General features: G+C 56.8%; 15 protein-coding genes and 1 pseudogene. 12 read left to right on the plus strand and 4 right to left on the minus strand.

Annotated features, from left to right (window positions below; all coding sequences use genetic code 11):
• The first annotated feature begins 1 nt into the window (after position 1).
• The 3 genes from V3388_RS14465 to V3388_RS14475 all read left to right on the plus strand — a co-directional run bounded on the left by V3388_RS14465 (position 2) and on the right by V3388_RS14475 (position 5039).
• Positions 2-976 carry a quinone oxidoreductase family protein gene (locus V3388_RS14465; RefSeq protein WP_336368283.1) on the plus strand — a complete coding sequence of 325 codons (975 nt, stop codon included), beginning with the start codon at positions 2-4 and terminating at the stop codon, positions 974-976.
• A 215-nt stretch (positions 977-1191) separates the two neighbouring features.
• Positions 1192-4290 carry an EAL domain-containing protein gene (locus tag V3388_RS14470; protein ID WP_336368284.1) on the plus strand — a complete coding sequence of 1033 codons (3099 nt, stop codon included), beginning with the start codon at positions 1192-1194 and terminating at the stop codon, positions 4288-4290.
• A 47-nt stretch (positions 4291-4337) separates the two neighbouring features.
• Complete coding sequence (locus V3388_RS14475) at positions 4338-5039, plus strand: class I SAM-dependent methyltransferase (RefSeq protein WP_336368285.1); 702 nt, start codon at positions 4338-4340, stop codon at positions 5037-5039.
• A gap of 5 nt (positions 5040-5044) precedes the next feature.
• On the opposite strand, the gene V3388_RS14480 is transcribed toward V3388_RS14475, so the two are convergent.
• Positions 5045-6109: a LysR family transcriptional regulator gene (locus tag V3388_RS14480; RefSeq protein ID WP_336368286.1), complete on the minus strand. Its 1065-nt coding sequence runs from the start codon at positions 6107-6109 to the stop codon at positions 5045-5047.
• On the opposite strand from V3388_RS14480, the gene V3388_RS14485 reads away from it, so the two are divergent.
• From V3388_RS14485 to V3388_RS14505, 5 genes and pseudogenes are all read left to right on the plus strand, one after another.
• Positions 6108-7148: a zinc-binding alcohol dehydrogenase family protein gene (locus V3388_RS14485; protein WP_336368287.1), complete on the plus strand. Its 1041-nt coding sequence runs from the start codon at positions 6108-6110 to the stop codon at positions 7146-7148. The genes V3388_RS14480 and V3388_RS14485 overlap by 2 nt on opposite strands.
• A 174-nt stretch (positions 7149-7322) precedes the next feature.
• Positions 7323-8039 (plus strand): hypothetical protein, encoded by a 717-nt coding sequence (locus V3388_RS14490; protein WP_336368288.1) that lies wholly within the window; start codon positions 7323-7325, stop codon positions 8037-8039.
• 546 nt (positions 8040-8585) lie between these two features.
• A complete protein-coding gene (locus V3388_RS14495; protein WP_336368289.1) occupies positions 8586-13826 on the plus strand; it encodes a DUF4011 domain-containing protein in 5241 nt (1746 codons plus the stop codon).
• Positions 13827-14411: 585 nt separating this feature from the next.
• Complete coding sequence (locus V3388_RS14500; protein ID WP_336368290.1) at positions 14412-15281, plus strand: hypothetical protein; 870 nt, start codon at positions 14412-14414, stop codon at positions 15279-15281.
• Between the two features lie 15 nt (positions 15282-15296).
• A pseudogene (locus tag V3388_RS14505) lies at positions 15297-15728 on the plus strand (AlbA family DNA-binding domain-containing protein); the annotation flags it as partial.
• 267 nt (positions 15729-15995) lie between these two features.
• On the opposite strand, the gene V3388_RS14510 reads toward V3388_RS14505, so the two are convergent.
• The 3 genes from V3388_RS14510 to V3388_RS14520 all read right to left on the minus strand — a co-directional run bounded on the left by V3388_RS14510 (position 15996) and on the right by V3388_RS14520 (position 17187).
• Complete coding sequence (locus tag V3388_RS14510; protein ID WP_336368291.1) at positions 15996-16178, minus strand: hypothetical protein; 183 nt, start codon at positions 16176-16178, stop codon at positions 15996-15998.
• A 4-nt stretch (positions 16179-16182) separates the two neighbouring features.
• Entirely contained in the window at positions 16183-16422 is a 240-nt protein-coding gene (locus V3388_RS14515) for a hypothetical protein (RefSeq protein WP_336368292.1), read from the minus strand.
• A 159-nt stretch (positions 16423-16581) separates the two neighbouring features.
• Entirely contained in the window at positions 16582-17187 is a 606-nt protein-coding gene (locus V3388_RS14520) for a 3'-5' exonuclease (protein WP_336368317.1), read from the minus strand.
• 265 nt (positions 17188-17452) lie between these two features.
• Between V3388_RS14520 and V3388_RS14525 the strand changes: the two genes are divergently transcribed.
• The 4 genes from V3388_RS14525 to V3388_RS14540 all read left to right on the plus strand — a co-directional run bounded on the left by V3388_RS14525 (position 17453) and on the right by V3388_RS14540 (position 19942).
• Entirely contained in the window at positions 17453-17695 is a 243-nt protein-coding gene (locus V3388_RS14525) for a hypothetical protein (RefSeq protein WP_336368293.1), read from the plus strand.
• Entirely contained in the window at positions 17692-18513 is an 822-nt protein-coding gene (locus V3388_RS14530) for a metallophosphoesterase family protein (RefSeq protein WP_336368294.1), read from the plus strand. Before V3388_RS14525 ends, V3388_RS14530 begins: the two co-directional genes overlap by 4 nt.
• Before the next feature lie 134 nt (positions 18514-18647).
• Positions 18648-18983, plus strand: a complete 336-nt coding sequence (locus V3388_RS14535) for a HipA N-terminal domain-containing protein (RefSeq protein WP_336368295.1) — start codon at positions 18648-18650, stop codon at positions 18981-18983.
• Positions 18980-19942 carry a type II toxin-antitoxin system HipA family toxin gene (locus tag V3388_RS14540; RefSeq protein ID WP_336368296.1) on the plus strand — a complete coding sequence of 321 codons (963 nt, stop codon included), beginning with the start codon at positions 18980-18982 and terminating at the stop codon, positions 19940-19942. Before V3388_RS14535 ends, V3388_RS14540 begins: the two co-directional genes overlap by 4 nt.
• Positions 19943-19945 lie beyond the last annotated feature (3 nt).

The following is a 19945-nucleotide window of genomic DNA, read 5'->3' on the forward strand; positions in this document are numbered from 1 at the left end:
TATGGTCATGGTGGTACAGGTCACCCAGAACGGCGGGCCCGAGGTGCTCAACATTGTGGAACAGGCGACGGCGGAGCCCGGCCCAGGACAGGTATGGATTGAGCAGAAAGCCATTGGCGTGAACCCGCTGGACCTGCTGCAGCGCAAAGGGGTTGTGCCGCTGCCGTTGCCATCGCCCCTGGGCCTGGAAGGCGCCGGCGAGGTGAGGGCGGTCGGGCCGGATGTGACCGGCGTGCGAGTCGGTGACCGGGTTGCTTACGCCACCGGCCCCATCGGCGCCTACGCCAGTGGCCGTATTTACCCCGCCGACCGACTGGTAAAACTGCCGGATGCCCTGGGGTTCGACGAAGCCGCCGTGCTCCTGTTCAAAGGCATCACCGCCCAATACCTATTAAAAACCACCTATCCCGTCGGCCGGGGCTCCAGAGTGCTGATCTATGGCGCTTCCGGCGGCGTCGGCCAGTTGATGGCGGCGTGGGCGAAACACCTCGGGGCGCAGGTGCTAGGGGTGGTGAAGCGCCCGGGCAGCGTTCAGCGTGCCCTGGACGCCGGCTGTGACCAGGCCTTCGACTTTGATGCGGCGACGCTGCCGGAGCAGGTCGCCAAAGCGACCGACGGCCACAAGGTGGACGTGGTCTACGACGGCGTCGGTAAAATATCGTTCGATGCCTCCCTGGATTGCCTGCGCCCCCGGGGCGTGATGGTGTCCTACGGCGCCACCTCCGGCGCGCCGGACCCGGTCAGCGTCGCCACCCTGAACGCGAAGGGCTCGCTCTACCTCACTCGCCCGTCCCTGGCCGCCCACACCGCCACCGCGGAGGAATACCAGCAGCGGGCCGCGGACGTGATTGCCGCCTGGAGCGCCGGGTTGATCAAGCCGCAGGTGGCCCATCGCTTTGCCTTGGCGGACGTGGCGCAGGCTCACGCGCTGATGGAGAGCGGCCGGAACGATGGGGCGATGGTTCTGGTGCCGTAACTCAACCCTAGGGGCGCGGCGCCCAAGCGCCGCCGCCTGACCCTGGGCCAATCTTCGGGTGCCCCCGGAACATGGTTGCGAAAGTCACACGTTAAACCACTATACTGAACAAAACGCGAGGCGAATTCTGGCGTAATACGGGCAAAGCAACGCAGTGTGGCAAGTCGGCGTCGTGCCGAATCGGTGGGGCGAGTTCCCCTGACGAGCGACCCATTATGAGCCCAGGCTCTCTGACTTCGGATTCCGCGCTTTTCTGGCTGGGTGATGAACAGCACCTGGCGCTGGTACGCCTGGACGACACCGGTGCTATCGTGGCCATCAGCCCGGCTGCCGAGCGGCTTCTGGGTTACACCAACGAAGCCGCCCGCTCCGCCGGCCTCGCCGGTCTCGGCATTGCCGGTGACGCCAGGCTCCGAGGTCTTCTCGATCAGCCGCCGGGGCCCGCGAGTGGCACCTGTCAACTCCCGATTCTTTGTGCGAATGGCCGCCAGCTTGGGGTTTCGGTCACGGCGTTTCACCTTCCCGGCGCCGGCCACGTGTTGGCTATTAAGCCCATCGGCGAGCAGTGTGCGCCGGAGGAAAGCATCCGCCAGGACGAAGAACGTTACCGGCTGGCACTCCAGGCCGCCGGTATTGGCACCTGGGATATGGACATCCAGAAGAACGAGACCCGGCGATCGCTGCTTCACGACCAATGCTTTGGCTACAGCACGCTCCAGCCCAGTTGGGGTTACGACACCTTCCTCAGCCACCTGGTGGAAGAGGATCGGGCGAGGGTGGACACCGCCTACCGGAACGCCATGGTGGGTGGTGAGGAATACGACCTGAGGTTCCGTGTTCGGTGGCCGGACCAGAGCATCCACTGGCTGTGGTCCAAGGGGCGCTTCTACCTGGACGAGCAGGGCCAGCCCATTCGGGTGGCCGGTATCCAGGCCGACGTCACCGAAGAGGTAACCCTCCGGGAAGCGCTGCGCTACAAGGCCACCCACGATCACCTGACGGGCCTGTGGAACCGGGACTATTTCGAAAGCCGCCTGACCCGTCTGCTCGACAGCGGCGGCGTGAGCAACCGGACGCTGGCCGTTCTGCTCATCGATATCGACCACTTCAAACGCTACAACGACGCGTTCAATCACGCCGGCGGCGATGCCGTGCTCAAAGCGGTCGCCCGGCGGATCCGCGCGAACGTCCCGAAGAACGCCCTGGTTGCTCGCTTCGGCGGCGACGAGTTCATCGCAGCCCTTCCTGAGCCACCCCCGGGCGTGGTCACGGGCGACTGGATCGCGGCGCTGAACGAACGGCTCGCCCAGCCGCTGAACCTGGAGCAGGGGCGCGTCAAACCGACGGTGAGTATTGGCGTGGCGCTCTGTCCCGACGACGGCGAGACCACCGCTGATCTTTTGATTGCGGCCGACTCCGCCATGTACGAAGCGAAACGCCAGGGCCGGGCAACCTATCGGCGGTTCGACCGACAGGTTCATCAGGCCCGGGCGAACACACTTCAGCTTGCGGATCGGCTGCCGGCAGCGTTGGCGGCAGGCGAGATTCAGCTTTTCTACCAGCCCCAGTTTGATATTTCCGGCCAGCAGCTCGTGGGTATGGAAGCGCTGCTGCGCTGGTTCCCACCGGGAGGACCGCCGGTGCCTCCCGATGTGTTTGTCGCAGCAGCCGAGCAGTCCGGGTTTATTTCGGTCCTGGGCGACTGGGTGATCCAGCAGGCCTGCCGCCAGATCCGAGCCTGGAAGTCCGCCGGCTATGAGACGGTTCCGGTTGCCATCAACGTATCCAGTCTCCAGTTCATGCGGGGCGACCTGATGCGCAGTATTCCCCGATACCTGGAAGAGTTCGGGTTGCCCGGCCGCTGTCTCGAGCTGGAGCTCACCGAAAGCATTGCGTTGAACAACCTGGATTCGGTGTTGGAGCAGCTCAAGGAAATCCGGCAGTTCGGCATTGGAATCGCCATCGACGACTTCGGTACCGGCTTCTCCAGCCTGAGCTACCTGCGGCTGTTTCCGATTGACCGGATCAAAATCGACCGCGCGTTTGTCACCGGCTGCCTGGACATTCGGGAGAACGCCGCAATCTGCCAGACCGTTATCGTGCTGGCCCACAACCTCGGCTGCCGGGTGATCGCCGAAGGCGTGGAAGACGCCGAACAGCTCAATTTTCTGATCCAGCAGGGGTGCGAGGAGGTTCAGGGCTACCTGTTTGCCCGGCCCATGCCGGCCGACGAGGCCGCCGGATTCCTGGCACAGGCGCGTGCGCGGGCTGAGGCGGCCGAGCCAGAACCCAGGCCCGCCGACGACGGCCCCGTTTTCCCGGACCTGCTCGATCTCGACGAAGCGGTCCGCCAGCAGGCCGTGGAGGCGGCGACGCGCGTGATACACCAGTACGGCGACCGTTACCGGGCCATCGTGGACATGGCGGCCCGCGCTATCGACGTGCCCATGGCAGCGCTTAACCTGATCGAGACGGACAAGGTAACCACCGTGGTACCCGTTGGCATCTCAGCCGCCGTGTATGACCGGTCCACCGCATTCTGTAACCAGACGGTCCGCCAAACCGATGTGTTTGTGGTGGAAGATGCCCGTACCCACCCGTTCTTTCAGCACAACCCGGCGGTAACCGGGCCGCCAGGCCTGCGTTTCTACGCCGGCTTTGGCGTGCTATCCCCGAGCCATCACGTCATCGGCACACTGTGCCTGTTTGACACCAAACCCCGCCAACTCACGCCTCTGGAGAAGGAGCTCATTGCCCATTTTGGTGCGCTGATTGAAGCTGAGCTGGCGTGTCAGCTGACGGATGCGCCGCCCGCGTTGGAAAGAATTCACTCACGGCGGGAGTTCGGCGTGCATCTGAAGAGTCAATGGCGATTGGCCGCGCGAGCGAGATCCAACGTCGCCCTGATCTGGCTGGGGATCGACGGGCTGCGAGACATTAACGTGCAGCACGGCCTGGACGGTGGCGATCGGGCTATCCATTTCTTGTTGTCGGCCATCTCCCTGTTCCTCGCGAAACAGATCGGCGTCGAGGCGTTCCGCATGGAAGGCGACACCGTGGTGTTGCTGTGCCGTAACACCTCATCGGACCGGGCAAGATCGTTGTTTAAAAGGCTCCAGCAAGCCATTGAAAATACGAGCGATGCGGAGCGAACCGCCCTGGGGTTCCCACTCACCATTTCCTGCGGCATCCACGTAGCCAGTGCCGATGGTACAGTGGCGGGTATGGACGAGTTGGTTCGAGAAGGCCGGAGCGCATTGGAGGCCAGTAAACGCCGAGCCGATCAGAAAATCCATATCGACGCGGTGGGTTAGGGCGCGCCCATGCCCGGTGCCACTGCCCGACGCCGCCGGAGACCGCCATGAGCCGCCCACAACCCGCCACCCAGGACGATAAAGTCCTCAACTCCTGGCATAAAAACGCCAGCGCCTGGACCCAGGCCATTCGCTCCGGCAGCATCGAAAGCCGCAAGCGCGTGACCGACGCCGCCATTATTGAAGCCGTGCTGAGTCTCGCGCCGGCGTCCGTTCTTGATATTGGCTGCGGGGAAGGGTGGTTGCTTCGCGCACTGGCAGGCCGGGTGCGCACCCGGGTTGGCGTGGACGCCGTATCGGAACTGATCGACCAGGCCCAATCCGCCGGCGGCGGCACCTTTTGCACCGCCGCCTACGATGACATCGCCAATGGCACACTGAATCAGCGGTTCGACGTCGCCGTCTGTAATTTCTCCCTGATTGGTAAAGCACCGGTAGATGCGCTGTTCCAGGGCGCGGACAGGTTTCTGAATCCCGGCGGATCTCTGGTGGTGCAAACCCTGCACCCGCTGATCGCCGGAGAACCACCGTACACCGACGGCTGGCGAGCAGGCTCCTGGGCCGGTTTCGGCCCGGCCTTTAAGGACCCGGCACCGTGGTATTTCCGAACACTGGAGAGCTGGGTTCGGCTGTTTACCGGGAATGGGTTGGCGCTGAAGGAGATTCGGGAACCGGTGCACCCGGTGACGCGGGAGGCGGCTTCTGTCATTCTGATCGGGCGGCTCGAAGGCCATATGAGCTCGATATGATGGCCTTACGATTGCGCGCAGTGCCCGGGAAGAACGCCTCTCTCGACCAGTGTGTCCAGGATGCCGTGGCAATGCGTTTTCAGCGCGTCTCTCAACAGCCGCATGGCCGGCGTGATGGATTGCCGGGTAGGGCAGATGAGCCACAGTTCCGACACCGGTGGCGCGTACTCGGCCATGACGTTGATCACCCGCCCGGCCAGCAGGTCGTCGGACATGTCGAGGCTGGATTTCACTGCGATACCGTGCCCGGCCACGCACCAGCGCCGGACCAGATCACCGTCGTTTGAGGATCGGTTGCCTTTCATTTTCACCCGAAACTCCTCGGAACCCCGCCTGAACGTCCACACATCGTAGGGTATATCCTGGAGCTGATAGAAAAGCCCGTTATGAGCCGCAAGGTCGTGGGGGTGTTCTGGCGTCCCGTATTCAGCCAAGTAATCCGGCGTAGCACAAAGAAGGCGGGGCACATCGCAGATTTTGAACCCGTACAGGTTGGCGTCGTTCGGTGACCCGTAACGAAGCGCCATGTCGACCGAGTCCCGGAAAAAGTCGACGTTGCTGTCGGTAATCTGGACCCGCAAACTCAGCCCGGGGTGTGACGTCATCAATTGGTCCATCCAGGGCACGACCCGGTTTCGCCCAAGATCCGAGGACACCGACAAGCGAATTTCGCCAGCCACGGATTCACGGCCGGAGTGGATCGACTTCCGGGCCTCGTCCAGCAACCCCAGCGCCTGTTGGCACTGCGGCAGATACTTCTCACCGGCGGCCGAGAGCCGCAGCTTGCGGGTAGACCGAACAAACAACTCAACCCCCAGCTCCTGCTCCACGCGCTTGACGGCGGCACTGGCCGTGGCCGCGCGCATATCCAGGCTGGTGGCCGCAGCGGTGATGTTTCGAAACTCCGCCACCTTGAGCACAACGGTCAGATCGTCAAAGGTCATTTTCAAACAATATTTGATGATGTTTATCGGATTACCCGGTTTAACACAGTGTAAAGGGAGCGCACACTGCAATCCATCCTCAAACAAGTCCTGCAAACCCATTTGGCTGACTTTGGAGAAGACCATGAAAGCTGTTGGATACACCGAATCCTTACCCGTTTCCGATCCGAAATCCCTGCAGGACGTTGACCTGCCTCAACCGATCGCCAAAGGACGGGACCTGCTGGTCCGGGTCCGGGCCGTGGCCGTCAACCCGGTTGATTGCAAAGTGCGTAAGCGTGCCGCGCCCGGGGCGGGCCAGGTCAAGGTTCTGGGCTGGGACGCCGTGGGTGAAGTGGTGGCGACAGGTGAGGGCGTCTCGCTGTTCAAGCCGGGCGATCAGGTGTATTACGCCGGCGACGTCACCCGCCAGGGCAGCAACGCGGAATACCAGATCGTTGACGAGCGGATCGTTGGCCACAAGCCGGCCAGCCTGAGCGATGCCGAAGCCGCAGCGCTGCCGCTGACCACCATCACCGCCTGGGAGATCCTGTTTGATCACCTGGGCCTTGAACGGCAGCACCCAGGGCAGGTGACACCGACCGACGACGTGATTCTGGTCACCGGCGCGGCCGGTGGCGTTGGCTCCATCCTGATTCAGCTGGCGAAAACCCTGACCGGCGCCACCGTTGTGGCCACGGCGTCCCGCCCGGAGTCCCGCCAATGGGTCGAATCACTGGGGGCCGATTACGTGGTGAACCACCGGGAGCCACTGCAGCCGCAGATCGAACAGCTGGTGTCTGAAGGCGCCATTTCCCAGCTCACCCATGTGGCCAGCCTGACCGCCACGGACCAGTACTTCGATGATTTTGTGGCGCTGCTGCGGCCTTTCGGCAAGATCGCGATGATCGACGACCCGGACGCCCTGGATGTGATGCAAATCAAACCCAAGAGCCTGTCGCTGCACATTGAGTTCATGTTCGCGCGCTCCATGCACAGTGCCGATGACCTGCAGGCACAGCACGAGCTGCTCGAGACCGTAGCGAGCCTGGTGGACCAGGGCGTGATCCGCACAACCCTCGGAAAGAACCTCGGCCGGATCAACGCCGAAAACCTGCGTGCGGCCCACGCCGAGCTCGAGGCTGGCACAGCGGTTGGCAAGCTGGTGCTGGAGGGTTTTGCCTAAACGGCGCGACCGTTCCGGTGCGCTCGGCGGCGGGTCACTCGAGCCCGCTGCTGAGTGCATTTCTTGACCTGGATCCATCCGGTCAATGGTCCACCTCTCTAGAGTGATCCCATTCTGGACGGTAACGGCTGCGCGCAACCGCTGTCCGAATCCAACCCGGGCGGTGTGGTTCCGATGGAAGTCGATGAGACCGGAGAGTGCGTCGTGGTTCCCGGAAACGAGGACGACGTGATTGAAGTAGAACTCGGCCGCCCGAACGTGGTTCGAGTGGCCCTGACCAACCCACGGGTACTGGACCGGACCCTGTATGACGTCATGAATTCCATCAACGGCTCGGCGGGCCTGAAACTCGATCTCGCTGGGCGCCTGGCCTACGGCGTGGATGACGGCAGCGGCAACGTAACGTACCAAACCGTGGATTCACCCCTGGCAGGCCTTGCCATGTACTGGGCACTGATGAAGTGGGGCAAACTCGAGGGCGACGTGGAAATCATGCAGGATGGCAGCTGGGTGCCCCAACACCTCGCGATCACCCTGGACGACGCGGTTCTGGACGGCGAAGGCCTGTTATTCCTGAAGAAGGGCAATGCCATGTGCCAGGGAAACGGTGGCATGAACTGCGGTGCCGGAACGCTGCCCAATGGGTTTGTCGACTATCGATCTTTCGCCCATACCACCCAGGCTATCTACGGCGGCGTCAACGTAAACTACGTGGAACGCCAGCCCGCTGGCTCCGCCTGTGGTTATGCGGATCAGACGGCGGATCTGTGGGGCCGGGTTTTGGGCAGTGACGGCTACAGCGGAACCAACGTTGAGGCCTTTGTGAAACAGGCAGAGGATACCCGGAGCGTTATTGAGTTCACCCATACGATTATTCAGGATCCGCTCTGAGCGGGGGGCGATCAGGGCGGGCGGTGGCAGTGCGCTCGCCCTGAGTTTCGGAAATGGATCAATGTCTATAATCGAAGTCACCCGCGCATAGCGCTGAAAATGAGGTTCCCTCGGGAGTACCGTTCGGAGTTGGTTTAAATTCAATGGGACAGCCCACGTCCGATGCAACGAAGGCGACGCCATATCACCGTTGCTGCTTTTCATTTATTGAAGTCCGGCGTAAGTCTATTTCCACCAACCAATACTCCAAAACCCGAAACACTTAGCTTTTTGCAACAGACATCATTCGGTATGGTAGCTAAGATAATTGAAATCTTTTCGCTTCGGGGTCACGGATGACGAGAAAATCTTAAAATCCCCTGCTGACGGGCGCTCTCACCTCGATTCTTCAACACTTAGCCTGCCATGTTTGAGGCCATTCGCGACCGCTGGTCTAGCAGCAAGCAACTTGATGAAGTGCGCGCTGAAAACAGCGCTGCTTTATCGCTTTACGCAAAATGCCTTTTAAGTCAAATAACTAATCAAAAGATACGTTAGGGAAAGGGTATGTCTGACCAGGAGTCGTCAAAAGTAAAAGTCCGCGCTAGCTTGGTGGAAAAGATTAACTTCGCTTGTCACCAGAGTGCTTTCGCGGTGCTGCGGGAACTGAAGGTCGAGAACCTTGATGAGGAGCAGGACCTCTCAGACCTGACGGTGCGTTTAGCAGCATCCCCGCCCTTCGTGAAATCCAAAGCTTGGGCATTGGACAAGTTAGCAGCGGGTGGTCTTTTACCCATAAAAGACCGAGATTTGGAGTTGGATGGGGGGTTCCTACTCGGTCTAACGGAATCGGTGCGAGGGACTGTCACGATTCAAGTCTGCCAAGGTAAACAGAGCTTGGCCGAATGTGTGATTCCGGTGGAGTTATTGGCTCATAATGAGTGGGGCGGTTCAGCTTACATCCCCGAATTGCTGGCCGCTTTTTGCACGCCAAACGATCCGGCAGTGGACCGCTTGTTGGGGCAGGCCAGTCAGATTCTCCGCAAGGCAGGTAAGTCCGCCAGTATCGATGGCTATGAATCCGGAAGCCGAGAGAAAGTTTGGTTGATGGCTTCAGCTATTTATTCTGCCATTGTAAAAATGCAGGTTGGATATGCGCTGCCGCCAGCTAGTTTCGAGCGCAATGGCCAGAAGATTCGGCTTCCCAGTCAAATCGAAAGCGCCAGAGTGGCGACCTGCTTAGACACCACATTACTATTCGCGGCCGCACTGGAACAAGCTCAGTTGAATCCGTTGGTGATACTAACCCAGGGGCATGCACTAGTGGGGCTGTGGCTGGATAAGGAAGACCTTTCCAGCGTAGTGGTCGATGAGGCGGAAACCCTGCGTCAGAGGATTCCACTGAAAGAGCTGATTCTAATTGAGTCGACTTTCCTGACAAACCACCCCGCACCGCCATTCTCCCAGGCCGTGCGGGAGGGTAATAAGCAAGTAGCGTTGGACAAGGACCGGGAATTCGTTGCCGCCATTGATATTCGGCGGGCTCGAGCACACCGGATTAATCCCATTGGCTTCAAAACACAGGTTGCAGGGGTAAGCGCGCCTGCGGATCCGATGGAGATTGTGGAGCCAGGGTTAGAAGAGGCTCCGCAGGACTTACCCTCAGCAACCGTTAATGTGGATGCAGATTTGCCAGACGATACTCCGGGTGGCCGCCTGGAACGTTGGCAACGCAAGCTCCTCGATCTGTCAGCGCGCAACCCGCTGCTCAACCAGAAGCCCAGCAAGAGCAGTTTGACGCTAGTGTGCGGTGATCCGGGGGCGCTCGAGGATGTTTTGGCGACAGGAGCTCGGATTGCTATCGCGCCCTTTCCTCAATTAAAGACGCAGGACCAGGATTCGGATATTCATCGACAGCGGACTGGCGAAGAACTCAGAGAAGTTTACGCTCGTGATGCACTTGCTAAAAAGCAAGTGTTGGTTGAGTTGACCCAAGACGATTTGGACAAGCGCGCGGTGGAGATATACCGCAAAGCGCAGACGTCGCTGAAAGAGGGCGGTTCTAATACGTTGTTCCTGGCGGTGGGCTTTCTCCTATGGAAACCCAGGGACAAAGACAACCGTCGCTACCGCGCACCGCTGATTTTGTTACCTGTGTCCTTGGAACGAAAGTCTGTGCGTAGTGGTGTAAAGATGGTGGCCAACGACGATGAGCCTCGCTTCAATACCACCTTGCTAGAGTTGTTGAAAAAAGATTTCGGTATCGAAATCCACGGACTCAGCGGTGCCCTGCCGGAAGATGAAAGTGGTGTAGATGTTTCCGGTGTCTGGAATCGGGTACGCCACGCCATAAAGGAGGTGCCGGGCTTTGAAGTTGTAGAAGACGTAGTACTTGGTCATTTCTCCTTCGCCAAGTTCCTGATGTGGAAGGATCTGGTGGACCGATCCGAGGCACTAAAGGAGAGCCCGGTGGTTCGCCACCTGCTGGACACTCCGCGTGAGCCGTATGAAAGCAATATTCGCTTTGTCGACCCGAAGGATATTGATCGTGAATTCGCCCCCGCAGATCTTCTGACCCCTTTGCCGGCAGACTCCTCTCAGATGGCTGCTATTGCGACGGCAGATCGTGGTAAGGATTTTGTGATCATTGGACCGCCCGGCACCGGCAAAAGCCAGACCATCGGTAACTTGATTGCGCACATGTTGGGCAAAGGCAAGAAAGTACTATTCGTATCCGAAAAAACCGCAGCGCTCGAAGTTGTTCATCGGCGTCTGAAGGATATTGGTCTGGGACAGTTTTGTCTTGAGCTTCACTCTAACAAGGCAAAAAAAGCAGACGTGCTGGATCAGCTACGGACATCTTGGAGCAGCGCTTCCCAGTCCACTGTTAGTGAATGGAAGGCTGAGGGGGAACGACTTAAAGCCTTGCGTGATCGCTTAAACCGAGTTGTGAATGCGTTACATCGACGCCATCGCAACGGGTTATCGGCACACTATGCAATTGGTGTGAAGGTTCGTGATGCAAACCTGGCAGCTAAGGTAAAGCTGAGTTGGCCGACTGCCGCTTATCATGATGAGACGCAACTTGAGAAGCTGCGTGAAATGGCCCAACTGTTAGCTGTTCAGGCAAAGGCAGTTGGTAACCTGGTTGAACACCCTCTGAGCTTGATCAGTAATTTCGAGTGGCGCCCTCAATGGGAAGAAGAAGTCGTGGCAGCTGCCCGCACCGTGAAGACAGGGGGGGCGCAATTGGGCGAAAAATTGGTAGCCCTTGAGAAAGCCTTGGGCATCGACCTGGGGGTGGTGAGCCTTTCCAAGCTGTCAGCCACCGCGGAGTGCGGACAGGTCTTGTTGGATGCATACCGGCAGCAGGCTTCATTCGCGCTGGAGCCAGATGCGACGGATAGATTGGATGCTTTAGAAGAAGCTGTAACTCAACTGAAAGCCTATATCGAGACACAATCGAAGCTGAGTTGCGCCTATGCGCCGTTGGCCTGGCAAAAACTGGATGCTGTTTCGTTAGAACAAGCTTGGAACCAAGCAAATGACTCGTGGTGGCCCAAGAGCTGGTTTGCAAAGCGCAAGGTCGTTAAACAAATGCGCGAGGGTGGGGCGCATGGTAATCCGGATCCAACCATTGATATTCCCGTGCTGAAGCAATTGAGCGAAACCGGTGGAAATATTGACCGGTTGGATGGCCGGCTGAGGGGTTTGCGGGAGTGGAATTCGTATGAATCAGACCCTAGCGCGATGGCTGCATTGAAAACGCTTGGTTCCCGTGCTCGCGTTGCAGTCGGCAAGCTTGCGGATGATGCAGAATCGCTTGCCCATTTGCGTGGCAAGATCCGAACGCTGCTCTATGACGCTAATGACTTGCTTGCGCCGGATGCTCAGGTTGGGCGCATCATTAATGAATTCAAAGCTGCGTTTGAGGCATTCAATACCAATAAGGAAAAGTTCGAAGCGCTAATCGGTGCGTCGCTGGATATGCGATTGCCTGAGGATGTGCCAGCCCTCGAGTCTCTCGGCAGACAGTGTCAAGAGATCGTGGATAATCATATTGCCTTGCGCGACTGGTGCGCCTGGGTACGGCGTCGCTCCGAGGCACTGGATTTCCAGCTTGGTCCTTTGGTGGAAGCCATTGAAAATGGCTCTGTGCCTTCTGACCAAGTGGAAGACGTCTTTGAGGCAGCCTATTGCAGTTGGTGGTCTTCGGCAGTAATCGGCGAGGATGAAGTACTGCGCACCTTTTCCTCACCAGAGCACGAAGCAGCCATTCGGAATTTCCGGGAGTTGGATACCCAGTTCAACAATCTGACAGCGAAGTATATTGCGGCCAATCTGGCCGGAGAGATTCCGGACCAGGAAACCACTCGGAAAAACTCTTCCTGGGGCGTGCTGGCTCATGAACTCCAAAAGAAAATGCGTCACAAGCCCGTTCGGGAAATGATGGAAACTATTCCAGATGTGATCACGACGCTTGCACCTTGCTTGATGATGTCACCCCTGTCGATTGCACAGTTTCTCTCGGCCGGGCAGGCGACGTTTGATGTGGTGATTTTTGATGAGGCGTCGCAGATCACCGTGTGGGATGCAGTGGGATCTTTGGCCCGGGGCAAACAGGTGATTGTGGCCGGAGACCCGAAACAGATGCCGCCTACTAATTTCTTTGGTCGTTCGGATGATGATCCGGACGGTGAGATTGATGGTGAAGGGGATTTGGAAAGTATCCTGGATGAATTGATCGGCGCTAGTATCCCCCAACGCATTCTGAACCTGCATTATCGTTCTCGCCGGGAAAGCCTCATCGCTTTCTCCAATAGCCGATATTATGACAACTCTTTGGTTACGTTCCCGGCGCCAGTGCATCCGGACAAGGGGGTTTCATTGGTGAAGCCCGAGGGTTTCTATGCGCGTGGAAAGGCTCGTCACAACCAAGGGGAGGCCAAGGCGATCGTGGCGGAGATTGTCCGCCGCCTGACATCAGATGATCCCACTGTCCGTGGCCAGTCCATAGGGGTCGTCACGTTTAATACTGAGCAGCAAAGCCTGATTGAGGACCTTTTGGATACAGCCCGAGCGGAAGACCCAAGCATTGAGTGGGCATTCTCCGAGGACGAGCTTGAACCTGTTTTCGTGAAGAACTTGGAGACTGTACAGGGTGATGAGCGAGATGTCGTTCTGTTCAGCATAACTTATGGGCCGGATGAAGCTGGGCACGTCACTATGAACTTTGGCCCGCTCAACCGCACGGGTGGAGAGCGCCGACTGAACGTAGCCATGACTCGCGCTCGCTCTGAGATGGTAGTGTTTTCTACCATGCATCCTGAAAGGATCGATCTAGCTCGCACCCAGGCCCGTGCCGTTGCCGACCTCAAACATTTTCTGGAATATGCAGAGCGTGGCGCGTCTGCATTGGCAGCGGCTATACATGGCTCCATGGGCGACTTCGAATCTCCATTCGAGGTGGCTGTGGCCAGAGCTTTGCAGGAAAAAGGCTGGACAGTGCATCCGCAAATTGGAGTCTCCGCCTACCGCATCGATATGGGTATTGTTCACCCCGATAAGCCTGGGCTTTACTTGGCAGGAATCGAATGTGACGGGGCGATGTACCACAGCTCGGCTTATGCCCGTGAACGAGATAAGATCCGCCAAGCTGTTTTGGAAGGGTTGGGTTGGACTCTTGTTAGAGTGTGGTCCACGGACTGGTGGACGAATAGGGCAAAAGCGATTGAGAAGCTTGATTCCGTGCTGAATGAATATTTGGCTTTATCTCGCTCAAGTGAATCAGCAGAGGAACGGGCTTAACCTTAGCTAGAGTCATATGCACGAAATACCCGGGCATTAGTTCCGTTGATCGCTGTCTCCAATATCTCTATCAGGCCCATCAAGCTGACTCAGGGCAGAATGGTGGGACAAGCGTTCCATAGCGCTTCGTCCTGTCAGGAAGCCGAGGGCGAATCTTTTTCATGGATCTCGATGAATTAGTACGACGTAGCACAGAAGCCCGGTTGTCATGACACACAACGAGGCAAAGGATTCAGGCAGTGTCTGGGCGTGCATGAAGCTGATCATTCCTGAGATCGAGAGTGCAGTGCTGGAAGAGAAGGCTCTGGGTGAGGACATCTGTTTTTAGCCGGGGCTTTATCTGGACGACCAAACAAATTACTAAACTTCTGCGACCGCATATCAGTGAGTTACCCGCCAAAATCCACACAAAGTGCAAAACAAACTTAAAGTAAGTTCTAGAATAGAGCGGTCCTTACGATTCCCACACAAAGTACTAAATTTGTCGTCCGATTCTATGGTCGCTCTGGTCCAGGGTATCGATTCCTATAAGTTGGGCGTATTCTATTGGTCTAAAACGAATATCCGCTCGGACCACTCCAATTTATGTCGTTAAAGCAAATATCAAATTTCGGGCACGCTAAACTAATTGAGCGTATGGCACAGTTTGCCGACCTAGACGCATCTGTTTCCTTTGTTTTTCGCGGTGTTCTCAGCAGGTACAATGGAACCTGGTCCTTGCTAATGGGCACGCTGACTTTCTACGAGAAAGGTGACGGCAATGAGCAGGAAGCGGAAGCTTGGCAGCAGCATTACCCTGACTATCGGTTTATCAGGGGGCTCAGTGGGGAGATAACCCTGTCAGACTTGATGGCTAGTCTCAGTGAAGAGCGACGAATATCCATACCTGGTCTGGCGGACCTCGAATTTGAACGAGAAAACATCAATTGGACGGAGTCATTGACTCCCAGTCACGCAAGCGAAGGCCCATTCCCAGAAAGGTGTTTTACAAGCCGGGTGTGCTCAGATGTGTACTGCGACGACAGCAAGCTTATAGCCCATGGACTGCCTTTTCACACCTCCGCGTTTGAATACATCGGAGAGTTTCTTGGGTTGGATACGTTTCACGGTAATAGTGACGGGCGAAAAGGCGAGTTGTCTATCAAGATTCCAGACCGACGAGGGCATATAACCCTTTCCGACCGTGAGGCTCACTTCAGGGATGGTAATGGTGAAAGTGCAGCTGCGCTTATGCTGGTCGGAGCTATTGATGGTAAGCCGGTGCAACTCAAGTCCGAGGAGAAGTTCTGGTTTGAGAGGGATAAAGCTTCAGATGTTGAGCTGTGGTTGGTAACTGATAGCGATGAGATCATTGACTACCGTTCTTCATCAGAATGGGCGCACCGACTGGTTACACCTAACGGCGGCGCTGATTCTGCCAAGTTGTTTCAGATTGTTGCATCAGGAGAGAGTTAGCATTGCGAATTTAAGCCCTACATTCATCTCGACGATGGCAAAAACAATAAGGTTTGGGAACTTGATAAAACGGTATGTGCGTTTTCCAACCACCAGGGAGGTAAGATGTTTATCGGTGTGGATGACGACACTAACATCACCGGGATCAATGAGGGGTGTCAACGGGACTACAACTGTGATCCTGGAGAGGGTGTGAGGCTCTATCAAAATGCTGTAAAAAAGCGGCTACAGGAATCACTTGTTAAGAACCAATGTTTCGATGTTTATCTGATCGATGACGACGAAAAATATGTGTTGGTCGTCGAAGTACACAAGGCCAATGGCATAAACTATTTACTCAAAAAAAACGAAGCTTATATTCGGCGCGGTGCGTCCTCTCCGCGAATGACGCCTGCTGAAATCCAAGCATTCCCAAAAGAAACAGATGTTTTGGGACGCATGCTGTGATCTGGGATGGGGCGCTCCCATGGTGTAATGGACTGCTTCTGCGGCAGGAAACATCGGGCTTCTCACCGAACACAACACCAACTAGAGGCGGATTTTTCCAACTCTAGTTGGAGAGGCAATAAGCTCCTGGTAAGCCGCACGAATGAAAGGAGATAGCAAAAATAAATGGTCTACCACAGAAAGTACTGAATTCCTGGGATGTCAACATTGGACTTCCCCCGATGCACATGACTACCGAATAGAATCAGTTAGATGGTATTGAACTGATCACTCTGTTTTTTGCGAAACGCCGGGAACGTCGTTCCAGGTATCCAACTGGTCACCTATCATCGTTTGTTCCAGGCCAACCGCCACTGCCTGATCCCACTCCCGAACTGACTCTGGCATGGGCGCGTTAGGATCACACTGAGCTAGCAGTTCATGCAGATGATAGGTCTTCTTCTCGGTCATGACATTACCTCCGGTGGCCCCGACGACCATGGATCACAGCGACCAGCAGCCTTTCAGCCTCTGTATTGGAGAACCGGTCCAGCGTCTGATATTCGCCATCCCACTCTTGAGCATGTCGGTACCGGACAACCTGTTCGGAGGTGACTTCGACAATGTCATCAAAGCCGGTTTCGTAGCCCTCAACGAGCACCGGTGTTTCCGGCGGTAGCTTCTGTAGCTGGGCGATCAGTTCTTCGGCTGTCATTCCGCTTACTCCATTCAACGTTGGCCAACTCAAAGATCAATCACCATCGGCGCTTTCGGAGGTTCATGCCCGGCGTTGCAGGAGGTGGCATTGATCATTGCCGTAAGTCCGAGTCGGAATTCGTCAGTGCAGACTGTGGATGTGAGATGCAGACCAACCTCATTTGGCGAGCTCCGGTGGCGTTAACAGTTCGGACTCCAGAGACCAATCCATGAATGGCAGCAGCCTCGCGATATTGCGGGCATCGTCTACCCCGCGGTGGTGGTTGCCCTCAAAGCTCAGGTCGTGGAATGCCAGGGCACTGCTCAGTCCGGTCTGTTTCTTCTGGCCTGTAGTGCGGCGCCAGAGACGTTTGAGGTTCAGGTGCGGGTAGGCCAATGGCAATGGCCTGGCACCGTCTGATTGGCTTTGTGCCAAAAGATGCAGGCGATCGTAGTTTCCCCAGCTGCACCACCGGAAATCCTCAGCTGGGCTGCCAAGCCAGTTGTTCAGTGACTGGATCGCCGCCCGATAATCAGGCGCCTCAGCAATCATAGCCTGCGTGATACTGGTGAGCTCCGTACAGAATCTACTGAGAACCGGATATCGAGTAGGGCGCACCAAAAACGACTGGCTATCCAGCACCTTTCCTTCCCTCGTGGCCAGCGCACACCCTAGCTCAATGACCTCCATATTCTCGACGCTCTGTGGCTCGCAATCAGGCGTGCGCTGGTCGCCCCAACAGGTAGCTTCTAGGTCGATCACAAGAAGGGTTTCGGGTTTCATCACTCGGGCACTCGCACGGTGTGTCTGGTTTGTGGACGGCTGCCATCAGACGTTTGTAAAGGCGTCATAGACTGTAGCTCAAGATGCCCCAAAAGAAACCCCAAAAAATGGTATGCGTTAAGCATACATGTTGATTTTATTGGATTTTTTAAAAACTCCATTTGTAGATTTTTTTCGCCGAACGGCCTATGGTGAGGACAGAGTATCGAGGTGTTCTCGGTCACCTGGTGGAAGATCGAAAAGTGATGCCGAGCGGAGGTCAAAGATGATCAAGCGGATCAAAGAGAGCGAATTGCTCGAAGGTCTTAATGCACATTCAGCGCACGCAGACGAATTGGCTCAACCCTTGGAGCAGGAGCTCACGCCAATGGAAAAGCTGCGCGGCTCGGTGAAAAAGTTTGACCGCCCGACAGACCCGGTCTGGGATGAAATCTCTGAAAGTGAAGGCGTCAGCGAGGATTTTATGGAGGAGCGCCATCAACCCACGAACCCAGAGCCTGGCGAGTGAAGAGACAACCGCATCAGGACGATGCGCTCGTCGTCGCAGGTGTCGAGACCACGCCGTTTCACGAACTCCCCTATCGGACAAGCGGCGCGCGGCAACCTCAGCGTTGCCGGCTGCCCTTCCACCGGGCCTATGCCAAAGGGATGCCGCCGGGCATCCAGTCTCTGGTATTTACCTCAGACCTACAGGGGCGAGAAATTGGCGGAGCGAATCGCTTGCTCGGTGAGGTCGTCGCGGATGAGTTGAACGCTTTGGTTGAAGCCGGCGAGACGCCGCAGCCGGGGGCCATCTTTGTGTGTGGCGATCTGTACGATTACCCGGACTGCCATAAACGCGGCGGTTCAGGGCCTGTCGATTCTGTGTTTGAGGCGCTTACCAAGTCAGGGGCGCGCGTGGTTGGCGTTCTGGGAAACCATGATGAATTAACTGACCCCCAGCGACTTCCAAATGCAGTCACACTCCTTGATGGGGATGTTGTTGAGCATATCTGTGGACTTACCGTCGGCGGGGTGTCCGGTATCGTTGGCGATCCGAATCGCAGTCAACGACGAAGCGCTGAGTCGTTCTTAGAGGTGATGGAGAGGGTGACTGACCAAAAGCCCGATATCCTTTTGCTGCATCAGGGGCCAACCGACCCTGATCGCCCGGATAGACGTGGAGACCCTGACCTTGAGCTCTCCCTCCGATCTGGCTTTGAGGGCCTCACGGTGTTCGGCCATACAAAATGGGAGGACCCATGGCTCATTCCGTTGGGGGAGGGCCAGGCATTAAACGTCGACGGGCGAGTTGTCGTGGTGGTACCAGCTCAGAGCGGCCATTAGCAGGCACCACTCCATCGGTTTTATTCAGCTCAGGCTCGATGACAAAGAGGCTTGCGCCAGCCTGCTCAGAAGAATGGCCTCGGCAGTTGCAGACAAAGAAATTCCCAGTCATACCGCAGAAACGGAGAACCCACTTGTCCTCCCATATCGATGCTTCGGTGAAGTTCCACAACCGTCTCGCGGGTAGACTCTTGAGGCGGGGGAAGCTATTTACGTTTCAATACGATCCTGAATTTCTAGCCGATGCATCCGAGCCGCTGAGCCTGAGTCTTCCCCTTCAATCTGAGGCCTTCGTATCTGACGAACTCCATGGATTCTTCAGCGGCTTGATCAGTGAAGGCTGGCTTCGACGGCTGCAGTCTTTTTCACAGAAGATTGATGAGACCGACGAATTGCTGCTGCTAGTCAACAACGGCCGCGATCTCGCGGGAGCTGTCACCATCGAACCGATTGAGAGCGCATCATCGTGAATTGCTTGACCTGCTTGCAACCGCTTCCTGAAGGTCATTACATCCAGCATCATTCATCCTGCCTGGAAACACTGTTCGGCAGCAGCACAATCAATATCGAGCTGGCTGTGGACAGAAGAACGTTCGTCGAATCCCTACCGGCTTTCACCTCGGGATATTCCATCTCGGGCGTCCAAATGAAGTGCCATCTCACCATCAACGATCGCGGGCTTAAACTGGCTGACGCGGGCGGAACTTATATCCTCAAGCCATCGCCGGAACGATACCCTTTTGCGGCCGAGAACGAGCATGCCTCAATGGTGCTGATGCGAAACCTCGGGTTCGACGTGCCGCCGTGCTCCCTCCTCTCCTTGGGAGATGGCCACAAGGTCTTCGTCGTTCAACGCTTCGACAGAACGCCTGATGGTGAAAAAATCCACCAGGAAGACGCGATGCAGGCTCTTGGGGTTTCTAACTTTCGGCCGGAGAATAAATACACTGCCGCCAGCTATCAGACTGTGCTGCAGCTTTCGATCAAATATGGAGGGCAGTCCTGTGGCCATGAACTTATCCGCAGGTTGGCCTTTAGCTACCTCATTGGCAACGACGATCACCACCTCAAAAACATCGCCTTCCTGAAGGAGCCGTTCAGGTTGGCTCCAGTGTACGATGTCCTTGCTTCCTCTTTGTTCTCAACTTCTCCACTGTCACCAACCATGGCCCTTCGTTTTTTGGCGCACGGAGAGCCGGATTACTTCCAACACATGGGGAACGGGTTTTATTCTGGCGGGGATTTTATTCAATTGGCCGAGGCAACTGGGCTTGATGCGCCGGTCGTTCGAAAAACGATCGACAATCTTGTCGAAAGACTGAAGACTGAGGCATCAAAGACGCTTCATGCCTCCTTCATGCCGCAGGAAATGACATTCAGATACCTAGAGCTGGTCAGACAACGCTGTCAATTCCTTGAATTCGGGTAGCGG

This window comes from Marinobacter sp. C2H3, assembly GCF_037080155.1.
In the GTDB taxonomy this organism is placed as follows: Bacteria; Pseudomonadota; Gammaproteobacteria; order Pseudomonadales; family Oleiphilaceae; genus Marinobacter.